We start from the raw sequence: 19,553 nt of genomic DNA, 5'->3' as shown, positions 1-19,553 counted from the left end.
GCAGATAGATTTGTTATTTTTTTGAATGTGTCTAAATAGTGTAAATCAATAATTATTAATCTTGAAGGGATTGGTATATGTGAGGAAAGTAAACGTTTTAACAAGCCGTGAAGCAGCTGAAATGGTAAAAGATGAAGATTTACTAGTAACTGGTGGATTTGTAGGTAGTAGTGCACCAGAAACACTCAGTAGTGCTATAGAGAAACTTTTTCTTGAAACAGGACATCCTAAAAATATAACTTTAGTGCATGCAGCAGGACAAGGCGATGGAAAAGGAAAAGGTGCAGATCACTATGCACATGAAGGAATGACTAAAAGAGTTGTTGCAGGACATTGGAATCTTGCACCAAAGCTCGGGAAAATGGCTATTGAAAATAAAATAGAAGCTTATAATTTACCACAAGGAACAATATCTGAATTATTTAGAGATATTGCTGGAAAAAGAGTTGGAACAATAACTCACGTTGGATTAAATACGTTTGTAGACCCAAGAATAAGTGGAGGAAAACTAAATGAAAAAACAACAGAGGACATTGTTAAGCTCATAAACATAGAGGGAGAAGAAAAATTATTATATAAATCTTTTCCTATAAATGTATGCTTTATAAGAGGTTCTTTTGCTGATGAGTATGGAAATATTTCACTAGAAAGAGAAGTTGCAAGCCTTGAAGATACATCTATAGCTCAAGCTTGTAAAAACAATGGTGGAAAAGTTATAGTGCAGGTTGAAAAAATAGTTGAGTCAGGAACTTTAGATCCTCGGCTAATAAAAATTCCAGGAATATATGTAGATGGAATTGTTGTTTCAAAGCCAGAGGAACATGAACAATCATTTGGATGTGAATTTAATCCAGCTGTTACAGGAGACATCAGAGTTCCTCTAAGTACTATGAAAAAAGCACCATTAAATGAAAGAAAAATAATTGCTAAAAGATGCACTATGGAATTAAAGGCTGATACAATAGTAAATTTAGGTATAGGAATACCAGAAGTTATATCATCAGTTGCCAATGAGGAAGGAATTGGTGAATATATGACTTTAACTGTAGAAGCTGGTCCAATAGGAGGAGTACCACAAGGAGGAACAGCATTTGGAGCCAGTATAAACCCTGAAGCAATTATAGATCAACCATATCAATTTGATTTTTATGATGGTGGAGGAGTAGATATAGCATTTTTAGGATTAGCTCAAGTTGATGAACATGGAAATTTAAATGTAAGTAAGTTTGGTCCACGTATAGCTGGATGTGGAGGATTTATAAACATAACACAAAATGCTAAAAAAGTATTGTTCTGTGGGACATTTACAGCTGGTGGTTTAAAAATAAGTACAGGTGACGGAAAATTAAAGATAGAACAAGAAGGAAGAGCTAAAAAGTTTGTTAAAAATGTAGAGCAAATTACATTTAGTGGAGATTACGCAAGAAAAATGAATCAGGAAGTTATGTATGTGACTGAAAGAGCAGTATTTGAGCTAAGGAAAGATGGATTATATCTTACAGAAATAGCTCCAGGAATTGATTTACAAAAAGATGTATTAGATTTGATGGAGTTCAAGCCTAAAATGGATGGAGTACCTAAGCTAATGGATGAAAAAATATTTTATGACAAATTAATGGGATTAAAAAATAAATCTAATGAATCTTGAAATTCAAAAATTCTTAATTAGAAATACATGCAATGTGCATGAGAAATAAATTTAAAATATAGGGCATATTTAGGAGGAGTTTTGAAATGGATTTTAATTTAACAGAACAACAACAAAGAATTGTACAAGTGGTAAGAGAATTTGCAGAAAATGAAATTAAGCCAAAGGTAATAGAATACGATCAAAGTGGAGAATTTCCAATTGATACTTATAAAAAAATGGGGCAATTAGGATTAATAGGAGTTCCATATCCAAGAGAATATGGTGGAGGTAATGGAGATTATTTATCTTATGTCTTAGCGGTTGAAGAAATTTCAAAGGTAAGTGGATCATTAGGAATTTCATATTCAGTAAGTACATCTCTTTGTGCAGGTGGAATAATGAATGCTGCTTCAGAAGAGCAAAAGAAAAAATATCTTCCAGATGTTCTTTCGGGAAAGAAATTTGGATCATTTGGATTAACAGAACCAAATGCTGGATCTGATGCAGGTGGATGCATAACAACTGCTGATAAAGATGGTGATTATTATATTTTAAATGGTGCAAAATGTTTTATTACAAATGGGCCTTTATCAGAAACTTTTTTAGTATTTGCATTAACTGATAAAACTAAAGGATCAAAAGGATTATCAGCTTTTATAGTTGAAAAGGGATTTGAAGGCTTTTCTATAGGAAAAGTAGAAGATAAATGTGGTATAAGGTCTGCTCAAGTTTCAGAGCTTATATTTGAGAATTGTAAAGTACCAGCTGAAAATTTAGTTGGAATAGAAGGAAAAGGCTTTGGAATTGCAATGAAAACTCTTGATGGTGGAAGAATTGGTGTTGCAGCACAGGGACTTGGAATAGCAGAAGGTGCATTCGATGTTGCTAAACAATATATGAAGGATAGACAACAATTCGGAAAACCATTATGGAAAAATCAATATTTAGCTTTCAAGATGGCAGAGTTAGAACTTGAAATTGAACAAGCTAAATATATTTTATACAAGGCTGCGATGGATAAACAAGAGGGAAGACCTTATTCAGTTTCAGCAGCTAAAGCAAAACTTGCTTGTACAGATGCAGCAATGCATGTAACTACTGAGGCAGTTCAAATGTTAGGTGGAAATGGTTATATGAAAGAATATAATGTTGAAAGAATGATGAGAGATGCTAAGATAACTCAAATATATGAAGGAACAAATGAAATACAAAAATTAATTATAAGTGGAAGCATCTTTAGATAAAGCATATTAAAATCACTAATTGGAGCAGAATCTATGGTAGCGATTATTATTGAAATGAAGATATCTCTGTAATAATAAATGATTAAAGCACATTTAAAAAAATAACAAATCCATTTGCGACAACTTTGGTCTTGTTATTTGTTTGAATGTGCCCAATTGACAAGATACCTTAATTTGGAATAAAATAATAAATATTTAATGGAAAAGGTATGATTATTATGGAGTTAAATGAATGTATTAATTTTTTACTTACAAAAGCACAACAGGTTGTATTTCAAAGTTTAAAAGCAAGACTTGCTAAGTTTGATGTTACTCCTGTTCAATATGGAATACTTAAATGTCTTTGGGATGAGGAGTATCAAACTCCTAAGCAAATTTCAGAAATTTTAAGTTTAGATAGTTCAACAATAACAGGGCTACTTGATAGAATGGAGAATAAAGGGTTGATTCAAAGAGTTCCAAATAAAAATGATCGTAGAACACTTAATGTTGTTATTACTGAGGAAGGTCTTAAATATAGAAAAGAAATAGAACAAATTATAGATGATTTAAATAAAGATTTTTTAGAGAGATTTTCCGAAGAAGATCAGAAACAATTGAAAAATGCATTAAGAACTATTGCTAGATAATTGGGCAGTGGATTTCTAACAGTAAAAGTTAGCATCATTTCATTATAAACGTTCCCTAAGTATATTTCTTAGAATTTAGAAGAAAATATGTCTTGTAATATTAAATTATCAAGGAGGAAATAATAATGGAAGAAATGGAATCTTTAATTCCTGAAGGAAATCCAATGCAATCATGTATTGACATCTGCGTTAAATGCTCTCAGATATGTCAAGAATGTTTGAATTTATGTTTACAAGAATCTGATGTAAAAGAAAGAATGAACTGTATAAAATCACTTCAAGATTGTTCTGAAATTTGTTCTACATCTGCATGTTTTATGTCACGAAGCAGTGGAAATATAAGAGAACTATGCAATGTATGTGCTATAATATGTCAAAATTGTGCAGCTGAATGTAGAGCATTTAAAGATGATCATTGTCCAAAATGTGCAGATATGTGCCATAAGTGTGCTGATGAATGTGAAAAAATGATTAATATGTAGATATATATCAATGTTATGATATTCTACATATAAAGTTATAAAGGTAAATTTTAATATTAAGGTAAAAATTGCTATCAATTAAAATGATGGCAATTTTTTTGTTATTTTATATAAAGTTATACCATTTCATTTTTACCATCAAGCTTTTCATACATCTTATCCTGCTGTTTAGTAGTAAATTGAAAATATATTTCAGTATTTGAAACTGATTTATGACCTAACCACCATTGCAGTTCTTTGATATCCATATCACATTCAGCTAGATGAACAGCAGTAGTATGTTTGAGAACATGAAAGTGGTGTTTTGATTTATCTTCAATTCTAGCGAGTGAGCAATATTTTTTTGTAAGATAGTCTAAAGTCTGCCTTGAAATAGGATTATTTTTTTGACTTGTAAAAATAACCTGAGAATCAGATGTTATATTATTTTCATTTATATATTTATCTAAAACAATTTTTGTTTTTCTATCAAGTCGTAAAGTATTATTACTGCTTCCTTTTAGACGTTTACAGTATATTTCTCCTTTAAGCATATTGTAATCTTGTAATTTTAGCAAAGATATTTCAGATGCTCTAAGACCACATCTATATGCTAATCTAAATATTGCTAGATCACGTATTGAATGGCAACTATTGGAATTTTCTATTGAATTAAATAACGATAAAGCCTCTTTTTGGGTTAAATATTTAATTTTCGGTTCAGTATTTTTACTCATTTATAATCTCCTTTTAAAAAAACTGTACATTATAAATATTTTGTTCTAATAATATATTTATTTGTCTAAAAAGTCAAAAATAAAGTTGCTATTAATCATAAAAATACTTAAATTAAACCATATTTTGGTAATAATCTATGAGATGGAGAGGATAGTTATAAATTATATAAAAAATTATAATAATTAAATTTGAAAAGGAAGTTATTATGGATAGAATAGAAAGATTACAATTTAGTGATAGAAAAAGCATGATTAAAGATGAATTGAAAAATGTTATTGAGAAAAATGAATTGTACATTTTATATCAACCACAAATTAACACATTAAGCAATGAAATTACTGGTATCGAAGCACTTTTAAGATGGGATAATAGTAAATTGGGAAGTGTATCTCCTGTGGAGTTTATTCCTATTGCAGAAGATTTAGATTATATAGTAGACCTTGGAAATTGGGTGATGGATAAAGCATTAAGGCAAGCCTGGGTATGGAAGAGAAAAGGTTATAAGTTTAATACAATATCTGTAAATGTATCACCAATACAAATAAATAAAGAGAATTTTAAAAAAAATTTGTTAAACATAATTAATAAATATAATATTCCTCGTAACTTTTTAGAAATAGAGATAACAGAGGGAATTATAATTGATATTAACAAAGAAAAAATTGATATGTTAACAGAAATTATGAATAGTGGTATTAGTATTGCTTTAGATGATTTTGGAACAGGATATTCTTCTTTAAGTTATTTGATTAATATTCCAGTTAATACTTTAAAAATAGATAAAATATTTATAGATAATATTAATAGTGATAAAAGCAAGATATTAATTAAGGGAATTGTTTCTTTGTCAAAATCACTAAAATATAAAATAATTGTCGAGGGTGTTGAAACAAAAGAACAGTTGGAGTTGTTAACTAATATAGGATGTAATACAATTCAAGGATTTTACTTTAGTGAACCACTTTCCGAAAATGAAATGGAAAATTTATTGAAAATTAATGGCGGCGTAAACAATATATAAAAGAAAAGGATTTTAAAATATGGGAGGAGTTTTTATGGAGTGGTGGAAAAGATGAGAAATAAATTAATATTAGCATTTTTGATAGTAGCTATGTTAATAGGGATTGTTGGTACAAGTGGAGTTTTAGTATTAAGATGGGTAAACAGAAATACGAAACAAATTTACAATGATAATTTAAAAAGTGTTGAGGATATTTTATTAATAAAGGAAAATGTCTCTGGAATTAAATCTAACATTGAAATCATGATACATGAAAAGGATAAAACTAAAATAGAAGAAGAGACAAAAAATATTAATGATATGATAGAAAAAAGTACCTCATATATATCGGATTATCAAAAAATGCAAATGACGTTAGAAGAAGAGCAATTTTGGTTGGAATTCAAGAATGACTTAGGAATATATACTCAAAAAAAACAGGAAATAATAGATGATATTAATTCAAATATGTTAGATGAAGCACAACAAAAGTATTTAGAAATCCAATCAATTGAAGAAAATATGGGAAATATATTTAATAAGATTATACAAATAAATTTAAATAGTGCACAAGTGGCAAATAAGAATATTGATTCAATATTATTAAGGACAAGTAATATTATAATTATATTAAGCAGTACATTCTTTATATGTGTAATTTTACTTGGTGTGTTCATGTCAAATTATGTGAATAAGCTATTAAAGAAAATAAGAGATTATGCAGAGAGGATAGCTTCATTTGATTTTTCAACTCCAATTATTATTGAAACAAAAGATGAATTTGGACAAACAGCTTCTGATTTAAATAAAGCTCAAGAAAATTTAAATAAGTTGCTTAAAAAAACGTTAAAAGCTCTTAAGATATAGAAAGTATTTTAAATAACATATAGATAATTTAGAAATATTGTAATTGAACTTCTAATATTATTTTAAATTATAGATGATATTGGTGTTTTTTTAGATAGTTATAGGAAAATTTATGATATAATTGAGATTAATGTTTTGAGAGCGGTTTTGTTTTTATAACTATCTTAAGGGAGGATGTAAGATTGGATATTTCTAATATTTTAGTTGTTGAAGATGATAGAGAAATAAATAATTTAATAGCAGAAGTACTGAAAAAGGAAAACTATAATGTAATACAAGCTTTTGATGGTAAAGAAGCAATTGAAAAGTATAATGAAAATTTTCAAATGGTTATACTTGATTTAATGCTTCCTTATGTTGATGGCATAGAAATTTTAAGAAAAATCAGAGAAAAGAGTAATTTACCAATAATAATCCTTTCTGCAAAAGATGAAGAAGTGGATAGAATTGTTGGACTTAGTATGGGCGCTGATGATTATATTCTGAAGCCATTTTCAATAAGAGAGTTGATAGCTAGAATAAAAGCTAATCTGAGAAGATATGTTGATTACAATAATACAAAAATTAAAAACACTATTCTAAATTATAGAGATTTAAAAATGGATATTTTGAATTACAAAGTATTAAAACAAGAAAAAGAATTGAATTTAACACCAAAAGAATTTGAACTTTTAAAATTATTTATTTCAAATCCTAACAGAGTTTTTACAAAGGCTCAATTATTTAATAGTGTATGGGAAAATGAGTACTTAAATGATGATAATACTGTAATGGTTCATATAAAAAGATTAAGAAATAAAATTGAAGATAATACTAATGATTATAGTTACATACAGACAGTATGGGGAATAGGATATAAGCTTGGTGAGTAATATGAATGCAATTGATTATATTTTAATATCTATTGTTATTATTCTCATAATATTAATTGTTTCATATTATAAAAAATTAAATTATATTTGTGGTGTCTTAGATGAAATTTTAGCTGGAAATTTAAATCAAAGAGTAAGACTTCAAAATAATATAAAGCAATTAGGTAGATTAAGTGTAAAACTAAATTCTATAATAGAGAATTTTCAAAAAGTGAATGAAAAAAGCAGAATAAATGAAGAATCAAGAAAAAAGATGATATCGAACATATCACATGATTTTAGAACTCCATTAACATCAATGTTAGGATATATGGAACTTATGCTTGATGACAATACTACAAATGATAAGTTGTTTGATTGTAACAGTTTAAATTGCAAACAAAAAAATGAATATTTAGAAGTCATTTATAATAAGGGAAGTTACTTATATAATTTATTAGAAGAATTTTTTGAAATTTCTAAGTTAGATTCTAATGATGTTAAAATAGAAATAAAAGAGGTTAATGTATCAGAAATTATAAGACAGAATATTATTTCTTTCTTTAATGAAATAAATAAGTTACATATAGAGCCCAAAATAAATCTTCCTGAAGATGACGTTTATGCATTAGGAGATGAAAAAGCATTAAATAGAATTTTAAACAATCTTATAAATAATGCTATAAAATATGGAGTACAAGGAACTATAATAGGAGTTAATTTAATTGAGGATGAAGATAAGATTTCAATAGAGATATATGATAATGGTGGTGGCATACCAGAAAATGAGATAGACTATGTGTTTGATAGATTATATACAGTTGAAAAATCTAGAAAATTAAACACAAAAAGTAGTGGAATTGGACTTACGATAGTGAAAAAGTTGGTAAACAGTTTAAATGGAACTATTTCAGTTTCAAGTGTGCCATTTGAGAAAACAGTATTTAAATTTACATTACCTAAAGCACTTTGAAGAAATTGTAATTTGTTATTTATTTTCATGTGACTAATATTTATTATTTTAAAGTACAAAAAGTTAAGAAAATTGTAAGAACTTATTAAAAGTCATGTAAGGACTATGTTATATATTAAAAACATAGTCTTTTTGTATTGTAAAACAAAAGAGATATTTGATTGCTATCTTTTATTTTCATGTGCCTTATGGTGATGCAGGATGAAAAGAATAATTACGATAATAAAAAATTATGGAGGAATAAAAATGGATTATATTTTAAGAACGTATAATTTAACTAAAGAATTTAAAAAGTTTTCTGCAGTTAAGAATTTAAATATGAGTATTAAGCAAGGTGAAATTTATGGTTTCTTAGGAGAAAATGGTGCTGGAAAAACAACTACAATAAGAATGATTATGGGACTTATAAAATCAACTTCTGGTGAAATAGAGTTATTTTCAGAAAAGGAAACAAAGCAAAATAGAAATTTACTTCAAAGAATTGGTTGTATGATAGAATATCCAGGATTTTATCCGAATCTAACAGCAGGAGAAAACTTGGACATACATAGAAGAATGATGGGAATGCAAGATAAAGAGTGTATAATTGAATCCTTAAAAGTAACAGGTATACAAGATGTAAAAGATAAAAAAGTCAAGGAATTTTCTCTTGGTATGAAACAAAGACTTGGGATAGCTAGAGCAATTTTGCATCATCCTGAATTTCTGATATTAGATGAACCAACTAACGGTCTTGATCCCAGTGGAATAAAGGAAACTAGGGAATTGATTTTAGATTTATGCAAAACTAAAGGAATTACGTTTCTAATATCAAGTCATATATTAAGTGAAATTCAACAGATGGCAACTAAAATAGGAATAATACATAAAGGAGAATTACTTGAAGAAATTGAGTATGATGAATTACAGAGAAGGAATAGACATTATATAAATATAAAAGTTAATAATGATAAGAAAGCTGCAGTTATATTAGAACAAAAATTACATATAAGAGATTATGTTGTATGGGGAAAAAATAATTTAAGAGTATATGAAGGTTTACAAGAAGCTTCACGAATAAACAGTATATTAATTTCAAATGATGTAAGTGTAGATGAACTCTGTGTAAAAATAGATAGTTTGGAAGACTATTTTTTAAAGCTTACGAAAAATAAACATTATAATGTTTGATAAATTTATAATATTTATGATTAGGAGGGTCATTGATGTTTAATATAATATATTCTGAATTCATAAAATTAAAAAAGTCTTATATTTTAATTATAGCTTTAATTAGTGCAATTTTAATGCCTGGAATACAGATTATAAGAGACATTGAGAATGATTATGCTATTATACCGTTAAATGATAGAGGTCGTTTTTTTCAACGTGATGTAGTTGATATAGATAGGATGTCAATTTTAATGATATATATTATTATCTTTTGTTTGATATCAGCTTATGTTTTTTCAAGAGAATATACTGATAAAACAGCAAATATTTTATATACATATCCAATAAGAAAAGGAAAAATATTTGTGGGTAAGTTTATTACAATATATATGATAATAATATTTGTATATTTAATTCAAATTATAATTACATACTTAGGTTTGTATATAGTGTGGGGAAAGCTGCCTCCAATACAATTTATTATTAAAGATATAAAGGTAAATATATATTCTATGCTATTGCAATTTTTACTATTACCAATATCAGTATTGATTGCTAATCTTACTAAGAACATCATATTTTCAATTATATATGGATTATTAGCTACTATAATAGTGGGATTATTACTGGGAAGCGGTGCAAATATATATAGCCAATTTTGTCCATTAACATTACCAGCACTGCCATTTTATTATTATCATAATGGAGATCCTATTGATTTTGTCATTACAATTGGAAGTGCAATAATTACTTTTGTTTTATTCATGTTTTTATGTATTTATCAATATAGAAAAGCAGATATTGAATAAAGAATTGGGGGGATTGGTTTGTTAAATTTAATGTATTGTGAGCTTTTAAAGTTGAAAAAAACTTATATAATACGTGTATCATTAATTGGTGGAGTTTTTATTTCAATATTAATGGATTTAATTTCACTAGTTAGTTCAGAAAAATTTCAATCATTTGAACATTATTCATCTACTATAGATGTTTTAAATATTTTATTACTATATACAATTTTATTTTCTTTAATAGCAGGATATGTATTTTCTAGGGAGTTTGCTGATAAGACTGCAAGTATAATATATACTTGTTCAATATCTAGAAATAAAATTTTTTTTAGCAAGTTAATTGTTATATATATATTAATTTCTTCAGTTTATATGGTTAAAATTGTTTTTATATATTTAAGTTGCTATATATTGGGGAATGCATTTCCAGAGGTCAGTTTTATGGTTAAGCATATAGAGTATAATGTTTATTCTTTAATGTTTGAATTCTTGTTAATTCCCATTCCAGTATTAATTACGAATGTAAGTAATAATATTATATTGCCAACAGCATATGGAATATTAGGGACCATAATCACAATAATCACATCAGGAAGTAGTTCTACATTTGCAAAATATATACCTTGGTCAACACCATATAAATTTATAATGAAAATATATAGTCCTAATCTGGTTAATTTAAACTATAGCGTAATTACTGGAGTTTTATGTTTTATTATATCAATGATTATTTGCATTTATCAGTATAATAACAGTGATATTATTTAGCCACAATCAAAAAAAAAATAGACCAGTATGCTTACCATTTCATGGCATGCTGCATTGGCAAATTCAGCTAATAGGTCAACTATGAGCAAAATTTACCGACGCAGAATAATGAAAAATAAGCTAGCAAATAGATTTGTTATTTATTTGAATGTGTCTAAGTTAATATTAAGGAGATTGAAATGAAAAAAATTATAAGAATTAATATATGCTTTTTTTTAGTTTTTCTAACATTGATGATTACAGGATGTGAAACACAATATTTAAGTGGAGATAGAAATTCTAAATGGAAAAAGGATTTGGATTATTTACAAGAAGCGTTACCTAATAAACATGCAAATTTATTTTTTAAAATTAATGAGGAACAGTTTAATAAAGAGATAGATGATTTAAAAAATTCAGTTGATAATTTAAATGATGATGAAATTATAGATGGAATTTATAAAATAGTTGCATCTGTAGGAGATGGACATACAAAGGTTCAAAGAGAGTTAAAAAAAAGATATCCTGTACAATTTTTTTATTTTAAAGATGGAATATATGTAATTAATACTGAAGATCAATATAAAGAATCACTATATTCTAAATTAATTAAAATAAACGGACAAGACATTCAAGCAATTAAAGATAAGCTAGTACCTTTAATTGCTCAAGAGAATGATGAAACAATAAAAAAAGTTTTACCTAATTATTTGTTTAGACCAGAAATTCTTCATGGAGTAAAAATAATAGATAATATAGATAGTGAAGTTACTTTTACTTTTGAAAATAAAGAAGGAAAAATATTTGATTTAAATATGAAGCCGTTAGATTCAACAGAGAGTATTAATTCTGTAGTAGATGTTCAATATGATGAGTCGTATCCGCTATATATGCAAAATCGAAATTATAATTATTGGTATAAATATTTAGAAAATGATAAAACTTTATATCTTAAATATAATGAATGTGTTGAAAGCAATAAATCTGGAAAGATAGATGATTTTAATAATGAGGTTTTAAACTTTATAGATAATAATAAAGTAGAAAAGTTTATAATCGATATGAGAGATAATGGAGGCGGACAAGAAAATAGGTTAAATACTATTATAGAAGCAATAAAGAATAAGGAGATAAATAACAAAAAAAGATTTTTTGTTATCGTGGGAAGAGGAACTTTTTCAGCAGCTATAGTTGATATAGTTAACTGGAAAGAAGAAACTAATGCTACTTTTGTAGGAGAAGCAACAAGTGGAAAACCTAATCATTATGGTTCGGTTAAAAATTTTACACTTCCTAATTCAAAACTTACTGTTCAATATTCCACAGTGTATGCAAGAACAGGTAATGATGAAAGTAATTCATTTATACCTGATAAGACAATTGAAATATCAATAGACGATTATGTTAATAAAAAAGATCCTGTTTTAGATTATATCTTACATGTATAAATTGAAATTGGTATATACTTAATTTTTGAACTTACCATAATAAAGCATACAAAATAAAATTTGATTAATAGAAATTGATTAGAATGAAGTTTATAATATCAATAGCGTTAAATTTTATAGTTTAACAATTGAATTATTATAGTATATAATAATTCATAAATTTATGTTTATATATGTATTGGAGATTTATATGGAAAATTATGTTAACTTTATTGATACGGCATGGAAAAAATTTATTTCTACTGGAAAAGTAAATTCTAAAGTTAGAAGTGAAATTAAAGATTCATGGATAAGGTGTATGAATTATGGCGTTGATCCGTACAATGGAAAGGGAAATATTAAACATCCTAATGTAAAACAATTAATTAACAAAAATAATGAACTTATTTCAGTAGCTAGACCTATTATGGAAAGTATTTATAGTATGGTTCGTGGGTCAGGATTCGCATTATTTTTAACAGATAAAGATGGCTATATAATAGAAGTAATAGGTGACAAAGATATAATGGAGAGGGTTGCAGAACTGAATTTTTTAAAAGGTGAGTTATGGTCAGAAAATGTAGTTGGTACAAATGCTATAGGAACAGCTTTATATCTAAATAAACCAGTTCAAACTATAGCAGCAGAGCATTATGGAATAAATCAACATTCATGGACTTGTTCTGCATCTCCTATTTATGATGAAGATGATAATTTAATTGGATGTATAAATATGTCTGGAAATTATTATAATGCTCATTCTCATACAATGGGAATAGTAACTGCAGCAGCCCAATCAATACAAAAGCAAATGGCACTAGCAATTTCATATAAATTACTTAATATAACTTTTGATTCTATATCAGAAGGAATGATTGTTATTAATGAGAATATGAAAGTAAAAAGAATAAATGGAAAAGCACTAAAAATTTTAAATATATCATTAGAACAAGCTATGAATATGGATATTAATGAAGTTTTAAATGGTGTTAATTTTCAGAAGCTACTGCAAGAGAAAAATAAGTCTTTAAATAATATAGAATGGGACTTTTCTATAAACAATGACATAATAAAATGTGTTATAAATGTATTACCATTGAATAAAAATGGCAAGAGTAGCGGTATGGTGATAACTTTTACAGAAGTTAAAATTGTACATAAGCTAGTAAACAAATTTGTTGGATATAAAGCTCAATATCAATTTAAAGATATTATAACAACGAATAGAGAAATGAAAAACATGATAGCTTTTGCTAAAAAAGCTGCAAAAAGTGATTGCAATATATTGATTCAAGGTGAAAGCGGTACTGGTAAAGAATTAATTTCGCAATCGATACATAACTATAGTGATCGTGCAAATGGTCCTTTTGTTGCTGTAAATTGTGCATCAATTCCTAGCGAATTATTTGAGAGTGAGTTATTTGGATATGAAAAAGGTGCATTTACAGGAGCATCAAAAGAAGGACATCCAGGTAAATTTGAGTTAGCAGATGGAGGAACAATATTTCTCGATGAGATTGGAGAATTGCCATTAGACATTCAAAGCAAACTTCTTAGGGTTTTGGATAATGGGAAAATTGTAAGAATTGGTGGAACTTATGAAAAACAATTAGATGTTAGAGTTATTGGTGCTACTAATAGAATATTGAAAAAAGAAATAATTAAGCAAAACTTTAGGGAGGATTTATATTATAGGTTAAGTGTAATGGAGATAAAAACCATTCCGCTTAGAGAAAGAAAAGATGATATAGATGTACTTGTAAATGATTTTGTCCAAAAGTTAAATATTAAGAGTAAAGATAAAACTATAAGCGTAAAACAGTTATATATTAATGAATTGAAAGAATATAATTGGAGTGGAAATATAAGAGAACTTAAAAATGTTGTTGAAAGAGATTATTATCTAAGTGAAGATGAAATTATGAATATAAATTGTTTAAATTATGACAATGTAGTTAAAAATATTGACAGTGAGGAATCACTTGAAGAAGAAATAAAAATAGTTCCATTAGATTGCTTAGAAAAGAATGCAATAAAAGATGCAATAAAAAAATGTAATGGGAATCTTCAATTAGCATCAAAGCTATTAAATATAGGAAGAGCTACATTATATAGAAAGATCAAAAAATATGATATTTATGTATCAAAATGAGAATAAAAATAAAAGTGTATCAAAATGAGAAAAATAAATGTATCATTTTGATGCACTTTTTGCTTTTATATATAAATATCTTTTATAAGATTTTAAGCAAGAAAATAATAAAGAATAGTTATATTACTAGATTGTTGCTAATAAATTTATAATATTATAATTATTTTTATATTTTGGCATGGATTTTGCTATATAAATTTATGTGAATTAATTAACAAATTATTTAAGGGGGATTTTTAATATGAAAGCAGCATTATGGTATGCAAAGAAAGATGTTAGAGTAGAGGAAATAGAAGAACCAAAAGTTATAGATAACGGTGTAAAAATTAAAGTAAAATGGTGTGGAATTTGTGGATCAGATTTACATGAGTATCTAGGAGGACCTATATTTATACCAGTAGGTGAGCCACATCCATTAAGTGGTACAACAGCTCCTGTAGTTTTAGGTCATGAATTTTCTGGAGATGTTGTAGAAGTAGGTAAGAATGTAACTAATTTTAAACCAGGAGACAGGGTAATAGTTGAACCTATAGTTGCATGTGGAAAATGTCCAGCATGTTTAGAAGGAAAATATAATTTATGTTCTTCTCTAGGATTTCATGGACTTTGTGGAAGTGGTGGAGGATTTGCTGAATATACAGTCTTTCCAGAAAAATTTGTGCATAAAATACCAGATGAAATGTCTTACGAACAAGCAGCTTTAGTTGAGCCAATGACAGTAGCACTACATTCAATTAGAATAGGAAACTTTAGAACTGGAGATACTGCATTAGTTTTAGGATCAGGTCCGATAGGATTAGCAACAATAGAATGTTTAAAAGCAGCTGGTGCAAAATTAATAATAGTATTACAAAGAAAATCAATAAGACAAGAATATGCAAAGAGAGCAGGAGCTGATGTAGTATTAGATCCTAATGAAGTAGATATAGTAGAAGAAGTTAAAAAACTTACAAATGGGGTTGGAGTTGATGTAGCGTTCGAAACCACAGGAGCTCAAATAGGTTTTGATACAGGTATCGACAGTTTAAAATTTGAAGGAACTTTAGTTGTAACAAGTATATGGGAAGATGGTGTTAAATTTAATCCTAATACACTAGTATTTACTGAAAAGAAAGTTGTCGGAACATTAGCATATAGACATGAATTTCCAGCAACTATTGCTCAAATGAATGATGGCAGAATAAAAGCTGAAGGATATGTAACTAAGAAAATACATTTAGATGATATAGTAGAAGAAGGATTTGGTGCATTAACAGGTCCAGAAAAGAAAAAGCATGTTAAGATATTAGTAACACCAGATAAAAATCTTTTATAAAATTTGGAGGAATATAAATGTATAAAATAATTAATAAAATGGAGCTTACGCAAAACATATATCTAATGGAAATTGAAGCTCCTAGAGTAGCAAAGTCTGCAAAACCTGGACAATTTATAATTATCAAAAATGATGAAAAGGGAGAAAGAATTCCTTTAACAATTGCAGATTATGATAAAGAAAAGGGAACTGTATCGATAGTTTTTCAAACAGTTGGAAAAAGTACAAAAGAATTAGCTACATATGAAGTAGGAGAATGTGTTTGTGATTTTGTTGGACCATTAGGACAACCTAGTGAGTTTGTAGATGAAAACTTAGAAGAATTAAAGAAGAAAAGATTAATATTCATCGCAGGAGGTGTTGGGGCAGCACCAGTATATCCTCAAGTAAAATGGATGCATGAAAATGGAGTTGCAGTGGATGTTATTTTGGGAAGCAGAAACAAAGATTTATTAATATATGAAGAAGAACTAAAGAAGGTTTCAGGAAATTTATATGTGACAACTGATGATGGTTCTTATGAATTTAAGGGAACTGGATCGGACATGCTTAAAGAACTAGTTAATAATCAAGGTAAAAAGTATGATCATGCAGTTATCATAGGACCTATGATAATGATGAAATTTACTTCTATGCTAACTAAGGAATTAGGAATTCCAACTACAGTAAGTCTTAACCCAATAATGGTTGATGGTACAGGAATGTGTGGTGCTTGCAGAGTTACCGTTGGAGGAAAAGTTAAATTTGCTTGCGTTGATGGACCAGAATTTGATGGACATTTAGTAAATTACGATGAATCAATGAGAAGACAAACTATGTATAAGACAGAAGAAGGAAGAGCTGCTTTAAAGTTAGAAGAAGGAAATACTCATAGTCATGGTGGCTGTGGTTGCAGAGGTGATAAATAATGGATATGAATGAGAGATTAGTTAGAATACCTGTAAGAGAGCAAGAACCTAAAGTTAGAGCTAAAAATTTTGAAGAAGTTTGTATCGGATATAATGAAGAAGAAGCTACAAAAGAAGCTTCAAGATGCTTAAATTGTAAAAATCCTCAATGTGTAAAGGGATGCCCAGTATCTATTAATATCCCTGGATTTGTTGGACATGTTAAAAATAGTGAGTTTGAAAATGCTGCAAAGGAAATTTCTAAGTATAGTGCATTACCAGCAGTATGTGGAAGAGTATGTCCACAAGAAAAGCAATGTGAAGGAAAGTGCGTACTAGGAATAAAGGGCGATGCTGTATCTATTGGTAAGCTTGAAAGATTTACAGCAGATTGGGCAGCATCACATAATGTTGATTTAAGTGAAACAGAATCTAAAAATGGAATTAAGGTGGCTGTTATAGGAAGTGGTCCATCAGGATTAACTTGTGCAGGAGATTTAGCTAAAAAGGGATATGATGTTACTATATTCGAAGCACTACATAAGGCAGGCGGAGTTTTAGAATATGGTATTCCAGAATTTAGACTTCCAAAAGAAAAAGTCGTTAAAAATGAAGTCGAAAACATTAAAAAGTTAGGTGTTAAAATAGAAACTAATGTTATCATAGGAAGAACAATAACTATAGATGAATTGTTTGAAGATGAAGGATTTAAAGCAGTATTTATAGGATCTGGTGCAGGACTTCCAAGATTTATGGGGATAGATGGAGAAAATGCAAACGGAGTATTCTCAGCAAATGAATTTTTAACTAGAGTTAACTTAATGAAAGCTGCAGTAGAAGGATATGATACACCAGTTAGAGCTGGTAAAAAAGTTGCAATAGTTGGTGGTGGAAATGTTGCTATGGATGCAGCAAGAACAGCATTAAGACTAGGTGCAGAGAGTCATATTGTTTATAGAAGAGGAGAATCTGAACTTCCGGCAAGAGCAGAAGAAGTACATCATGCTAAAGAAGAAGGTGTAATCTTTGATTTATTAACAAATCCAAAAGAAATTTTAGTGGATGAAAACGGATGGGTTAAAGGAATGAAGTGCATAAGAATGGAACTTGGTGAACCAGATCCATCTGGAAGAAGAAGTCCAATTGAAGTTGAAGGGTCTGAATTTATTATGGATTTAGATACTGTAATAATGTCTCTTGGAACATCACCAAACCCATTAATTTCATCAACAACTAATGGATTAGAAATTAATAAGAGAAGATGTATTGTGGCAGAAGAAGAAACAGGATTAACTACAAAAGAAGCAGTTTATGCTGGTGGAGATGCAGTAACAGGAGCAGCAACAGTAATTTTAGCTATGGGTGCTGGTAAAAAAGCTGCAGCAGCTATTGATGAATATTTACAATCAAAGTAATTGAATTAAAGCTTAATAAATAAAACAATTCACTTAAAGATAGAAGTTTTCAAGTCAATAAAAAAACCTCGAGCTAAATATAGTTTCGAGGTTTTTCTGCATATTAAATTTTATTTTTGTAAAAATTAGGTGTGTGAAAATAAATAACAAGTGCAATTTACCCCAGAATATTTTTCCTCAGGCAAGGTGGTGGATTGCCATAATAGCAGGCTATTATGTTAATTTGCTGACGTAGCATGGATGGCAAATGGAATTGTTATTTTTTAAATTGTGCTTTATTAAATAATATTAACAGTATAGAAAAATATGTTATACTGACACTATTAAGGCATATGAAATAAAATAACTAGTCTAAAATGCCATTATTATTTCTTTACGCAATGAAAGGGACTGAGTTCATAGCGGGCATATTAGTGTAATCTGATAATGAGTAGATAAGTGAAAGTGCAAATCTATGATTTGATGATGGTCGCTTACTCAGAGAGCACTCAGTGAACGTATGCGAGTCGAGGTATAGGCTTGGTAGATGAATTTGTTATTTTTTGAATGTGGTTAAAATATTCGTATGAGGTGGAAAAAGCATGAGAATGAAAAACATAAAAAAATATTTAAATTTAGTTACAGTAGTTGTAATCATGAGTTCTCTTGTATTAGTTGGTTGCGGAAATAAAAATACTCAAAGTCAAGGAGATTCAACTTCTGTAACTGATGAGAGTAGTGATTCTAAAACTGGTAATGAAAATTTACCAGTAGTAACTATAACAGTTGAAAATTATGGAGTTATTCAAGCTGAATTATATCCAGAAATTGCTCCAAATACAGTTAATAATTTTATAAATTTAGTAAAGAAAGGATTTTATGATAATTTAACGTTTCATAGGATAATTAAAGGTTTTATGATTCAAGGTGGAGATCCTAAAGGTGATGGAACTGGTGGACCAGGATATTCAATAGAAGGCGAATTTACATCAAATGGATTTGCAAATAGCTTAAAGCATACAAAAGGAGTACTTTCTATGGCAAGGACACAAGATCCTAATAGTGCAGGAAGTCAATTTTTTATAATGACAGGAGATGCACCAAATCTTGATGGACAATATGCTGCATTTGGTAAGGTAACATCAGGTTTAGATGTGCTAGAGAAAATTCAAAGTGTAAAGACAAAGTCTAATGATGCACCTATTGATAAAGTAGTTATAAAATCAATTACCGTTGATACCAAAGGCGTTGATTATAAGGAACCTAAAAAGAAATAAATATTAATGTATAATATA

Annotated in this window: 18 protein-coding genes; 17 read left to right on the top strand and 1 reads right to left on the bottom strand. The window is 28.2% G+C overall.

What is annotated here, in order from left to right; translation table 11 throughout:
* Positions 1–79 precede the first annotated feature (79 nt).
* The 4 genes from CLSA_RS19670 (at position 80) to CLSA_RS19655 (ending at position 3,985) form a co-directional block, all read left to right on the top strand.
* The gene (locus CLSA_RS19670; RefSeq protein WP_022749739.1) at positions 80–1,648 is read left to right on the top strand and encodes an acyl CoA:acetate/3-ketoacid CoA transferase; all 1,569 of its coding nucleotides are present in this window, start codon (positions 80–82) and stop codon (positions 1,646–1,648) included.
* Positions 1,649–1,734: 86 nt separating this feature from the next.
* Complete coding sequence (locus CLSA_RS19665) at positions 1,735–2,874, top strand: acyl-CoA dehydrogenase family protein (RefSeq protein WP_022749734.1); 1,140 nt, start codon at positions 1,735–1,737, stop codon at positions 2,872–2,874.
* A gap of 215 nt (positions 2,875–3,089) precedes the next feature.
* Positions 3,090–3,503 carry a MarR family winged helix-turn-helix transcriptional regulator gene (locus tag CLSA_RS19660; RefSeq protein WP_077393859.1) on the top strand — a complete coding sequence of 138 codons (414 nt, stop codon included), beginning with the start codon at positions 3,090–3,092 and terminating at the stop codon, positions 3,501–3,503.
* A gap of 125 nt (positions 3,504–3,628) precedes the next feature.
* Positions 3,629–3,985, top strand: coding sequence for a four-helix bundle copper-binding protein (locus CLSA_RS19655; protein WP_022749724.1), 357 nt, complete (start codon positions 3,629–3,631; stop codon positions 3,983–3,985).
* Positions 3,986–4,101: 116 nt separating this feature from the next.
* Here CLSA_RS19655 and CLSA_RS19650 read toward each other — a convergent pair whose 3' ends face one another.
* Positions 4,102–4,701: a tyrosine-type recombinase/integrase gene (locus tag CLSA_RS19650; protein ID WP_022749719.1), complete on the bottom strand. Its 600-nt coding sequence runs from the start codon at positions 4,699–4,701 to the stop codon at positions 4,102–4,104.
* Positions 4,702–4,907: 206 nt separating this feature from the next.
* Here CLSA_RS19650 and CLSA_RS19645 point away from each other — a divergent pair, with 206 nt between their 5' ends.
* The 13 genes from CLSA_RS19645 to CLSA_RS19585 all read left to right on the top strand — a co-directional run bounded on the left by CLSA_RS19645 (position 4,908) and on the right by CLSA_RS19585 (position 19,535).
* Positions 4,908–5,723 carry an EAL domain-containing protein gene (locus CLSA_RS19645; protein WP_022749715.1) on the top strand — a complete coding sequence of 272 codons (816 nt, stop codon included), beginning with the start codon at positions 4,908–4,910 and terminating at the stop codon, positions 5,721–5,723.
* Positions 5,724–5,774: 51 nt separating this feature from the next.
* Positions 5,775–6,569 carry an MCP four helix bundle domain-containing protein gene (locus tag CLSA_RS19640; RefSeq protein ID WP_022749710.1) on the top strand — a complete coding sequence of 265 codons (795 nt, stop codon included), beginning with the start codon at positions 5,775–5,777 and terminating at the stop codon, positions 6,567–6,569.
* 182 nt (positions 6,570–6,751) lie between these two features.
* The gene (locus tag CLSA_RS19635; RefSeq protein WP_022749706.1) at positions 6,752–7,441 is read left to right on the top strand and encodes a response regulator transcription factor; all 690 of its coding nucleotides are present in this window, start codon (positions 6,752–6,754) and stop codon (positions 7,439–7,441) included.
* A gap of 1 nt (position 7,442) precedes the next feature.
* A complete protein-coding gene (locus tag CLSA_RS19630) occupies positions 7,443–8,393 on the top strand; it encodes a sensor histidine kinase (RefSeq protein ID WP_022749704.1) in 951 nt (316 codons plus the stop codon).
* A gap of 246 nt (positions 8,394–8,639) precedes the next feature.
* Positions 8,640–9,563: an ABC transporter ATP-binding protein gene (locus tag CLSA_RS19625; RefSeq protein WP_041716386.1), complete on the top strand. Its 924-nt coding sequence runs from the start codon at positions 8,640–8,642 to the stop codon at positions 9,561–9,563.
* Positions 9,564–9,598: 35 nt separating this feature from the next.
* Positions 9,599–10,354: an ABC transporter permease gene (locus tag CLSA_RS19620; RefSeq protein WP_022749696.1), complete on the top strand. Its 756-nt coding sequence runs from the start codon at positions 9,599–9,601 to the stop codon at positions 10,352–10,354.
* A gap of 18 nt (positions 10,355–10,372) precedes the next feature.
* Positions 10,373–11,104: an ABC transporter permease gene (locus CLSA_RS19615; RefSeq protein ID WP_022749691.1), complete on the top strand. Its 732-nt coding sequence runs from the start codon at positions 10,373–10,375 to the stop codon at positions 11,102–11,104.
* A gap of 179 nt (positions 11,105–11,283) precedes the next feature.
* A complete protein-coding gene (locus tag CLSA_RS19610; protein ID WP_022749686.1) occupies positions 11,284–12,531 on the top strand; it encodes a S41 family peptidase in 1,248 nt (415 codons plus the stop codon).
* A gap of 190 nt (positions 12,532–12,721) precedes the next feature.
* On the top strand, positions 12,722–14,662 hold the full coding sequence (locus CLSA_RS19605; protein WP_022749682.1) for a sigma-54-dependent Fis family transcriptional regulator: 1,941 nt from the start codon (positions 12,722–12,724) through the stop codon (positions 14,660–14,662).
* 241 nt (positions 14,663–14,903) lie between these two features.
* Positions 14,904–15,977: a 2,3-butanediol dehydrogenase gene (locus tag CLSA_RS19600; RefSeq protein ID WP_022749677.1), complete on the top strand. Its 1,074-nt coding sequence runs from the start codon at positions 14,904–14,906 to the stop codon at positions 15,975–15,977.
* A gap of 17 nt (positions 15,978–15,994) precedes the next feature.
* Positions 15,995–16,885, top strand: coding sequence for a sulfide/dihydroorotate dehydrogenase-like FAD/NAD-binding protein (locus CLSA_RS19595; protein ID WP_022749672.1), 891 nt, complete (start codon positions 15,995–15,997; stop codon positions 16,883–16,885).
* Positions 16,885–18,279, top strand: a complete 1,395-nt coding sequence (gene gltA, locus CLSA_RS19590; protein ID WP_022749668.1) for an NADPH-dependent glutamate synthase — start codon at positions 16,885–16,887, stop codon at positions 18,277–18,279. Before CLSA_RS19595 ends, gltA begins: the two co-directional genes overlap by 1 nt.
* 581 nt (positions 18,280–18,860) lie before the next feature.
* Positions 18,861–19,535 carry a peptidylprolyl isomerase gene (locus CLSA_RS19585; protein WP_022749665.1) on the top strand — a complete coding sequence of 225 codons (675 nt, stop codon included), beginning with the start codon at positions 18,861–18,863 and terminating at the stop codon, positions 19,533–19,535.
* The last annotated feature ends 18 nt before the right edge of the window (positions 19,536–19,553 follow it).

This window comes from Clostridium saccharobutylicum DSM 13864 (assembly GCF_000473995.1).
Taxonomy (GTDB): Bacteria; Bacillota; Clostridia; order Clostridiales; family Clostridiaceae; genus Clostridium; species Clostridium saccharobutylicum.
Note: the sequence above shows the minus strand (reverse complement) of the source record. Positions and strands in the feature narration are given on the sequence as shown.

What these genes read in the sequence shown, in the direction of transcription:
- CLSA_RS19625 (WP_041716386.1), top strand. Translation starts at nt 8,640, where the DNA reads ATGGATTATATTTTAAGAACGTATAATTTAACTAAAGAATTTAAAAAG.
- CLSA_RS19665 (WP_022749734.1), top strand. Translation starts at nt 1,735, where the DNA reads ATGGATTTTAATTTAACAGAACAACAACAAAGAATTGTACAAGTGGTA.
- CLSA_RS19600 (WP_022749677.1), top strand. Translation starts at nt 14,904, where the DNA reads ATGAAAGCAGCATTATGGTATGCAAAGAAAGATGTTAGAGTAGAGGAA.
- CLSA_RS19585 (WP_022749665.1), top strand. Translation starts at nt 18,861, where the DNA reads ATGAGAATGAAAAACATAAAAAAATATTTAAATTTAGTTACAGTAGTT.
- CLSA_RS19650 (WP_022749719.1), bottom strand. Translation starts at nt 4,701, where the DNA reads ATGAGTAAAAATACTGAACCGAAAATTAAATATTTAACCCAAAAAGAG.
- CLSA_RS19630 (WP_022749704.1), top strand. Translation starts at nt 7,443, where the DNA reads ATGAATGCAATTGATTATATTTTAATATCTATTGTTATTATTCTCATA.
- CLSA_RS19595 (WP_022749672.1), top strand. Translation starts at nt 15,995, where the DNA reads ATGTATAAAATAATTAATAAAATGGAGCTTACGCAAAACATATATCTA.
- gltA (WP_022749668.1), top strand. Translation starts at nt 16,885, where the DNA reads ATGGATATGAATGAGAGATTAGTTAGAATACCTGTAAGAGAGCAAGAA.
- CLSA_RS19655 (WP_022749724.1), top strand. Translation starts at nt 3,629, where the DNA reads ATGGAAGAAATGGAATCTTTAATTCCTGAAGGAAATCCAATGCAATCA.
- CLSA_RS19645 (WP_022749715.1), top strand. Translation starts at nt 4,908, where the DNA reads ATGGATAGAATAGAAAGATTACAATTTAGTGATAGAAAAAGCATGATT.
- CLSA_RS19620 (WP_022749696.1), top strand. Translation starts at nt 9,599, where the DNA reads ATGTTTAATATAATATATTCTGAATTCATAAAATTAAAAAAGTCTTAT.
- CLSA_RS19640 (WP_022749710.1), top strand. Translation starts at nt 5,775, where the DNA reads ATGAGAAATAAATTAATATTAGCATTTTTGATAGTAGCTATGTTAATA.
- CLSA_RS19605 (WP_022749682.1), top strand. Translation starts at nt 12,722, where the DNA reads ATGGAAAATTATGTTAACTTTATTGATACGGCATGGAAAAAATTTATT.
- CLSA_RS19610 (WP_022749686.1), top strand. Translation starts at nt 11,284, where the DNA reads ATGAAAAAAATTATAAGAATTAATATATGCTTTTTTTTAGTTTTTCTA.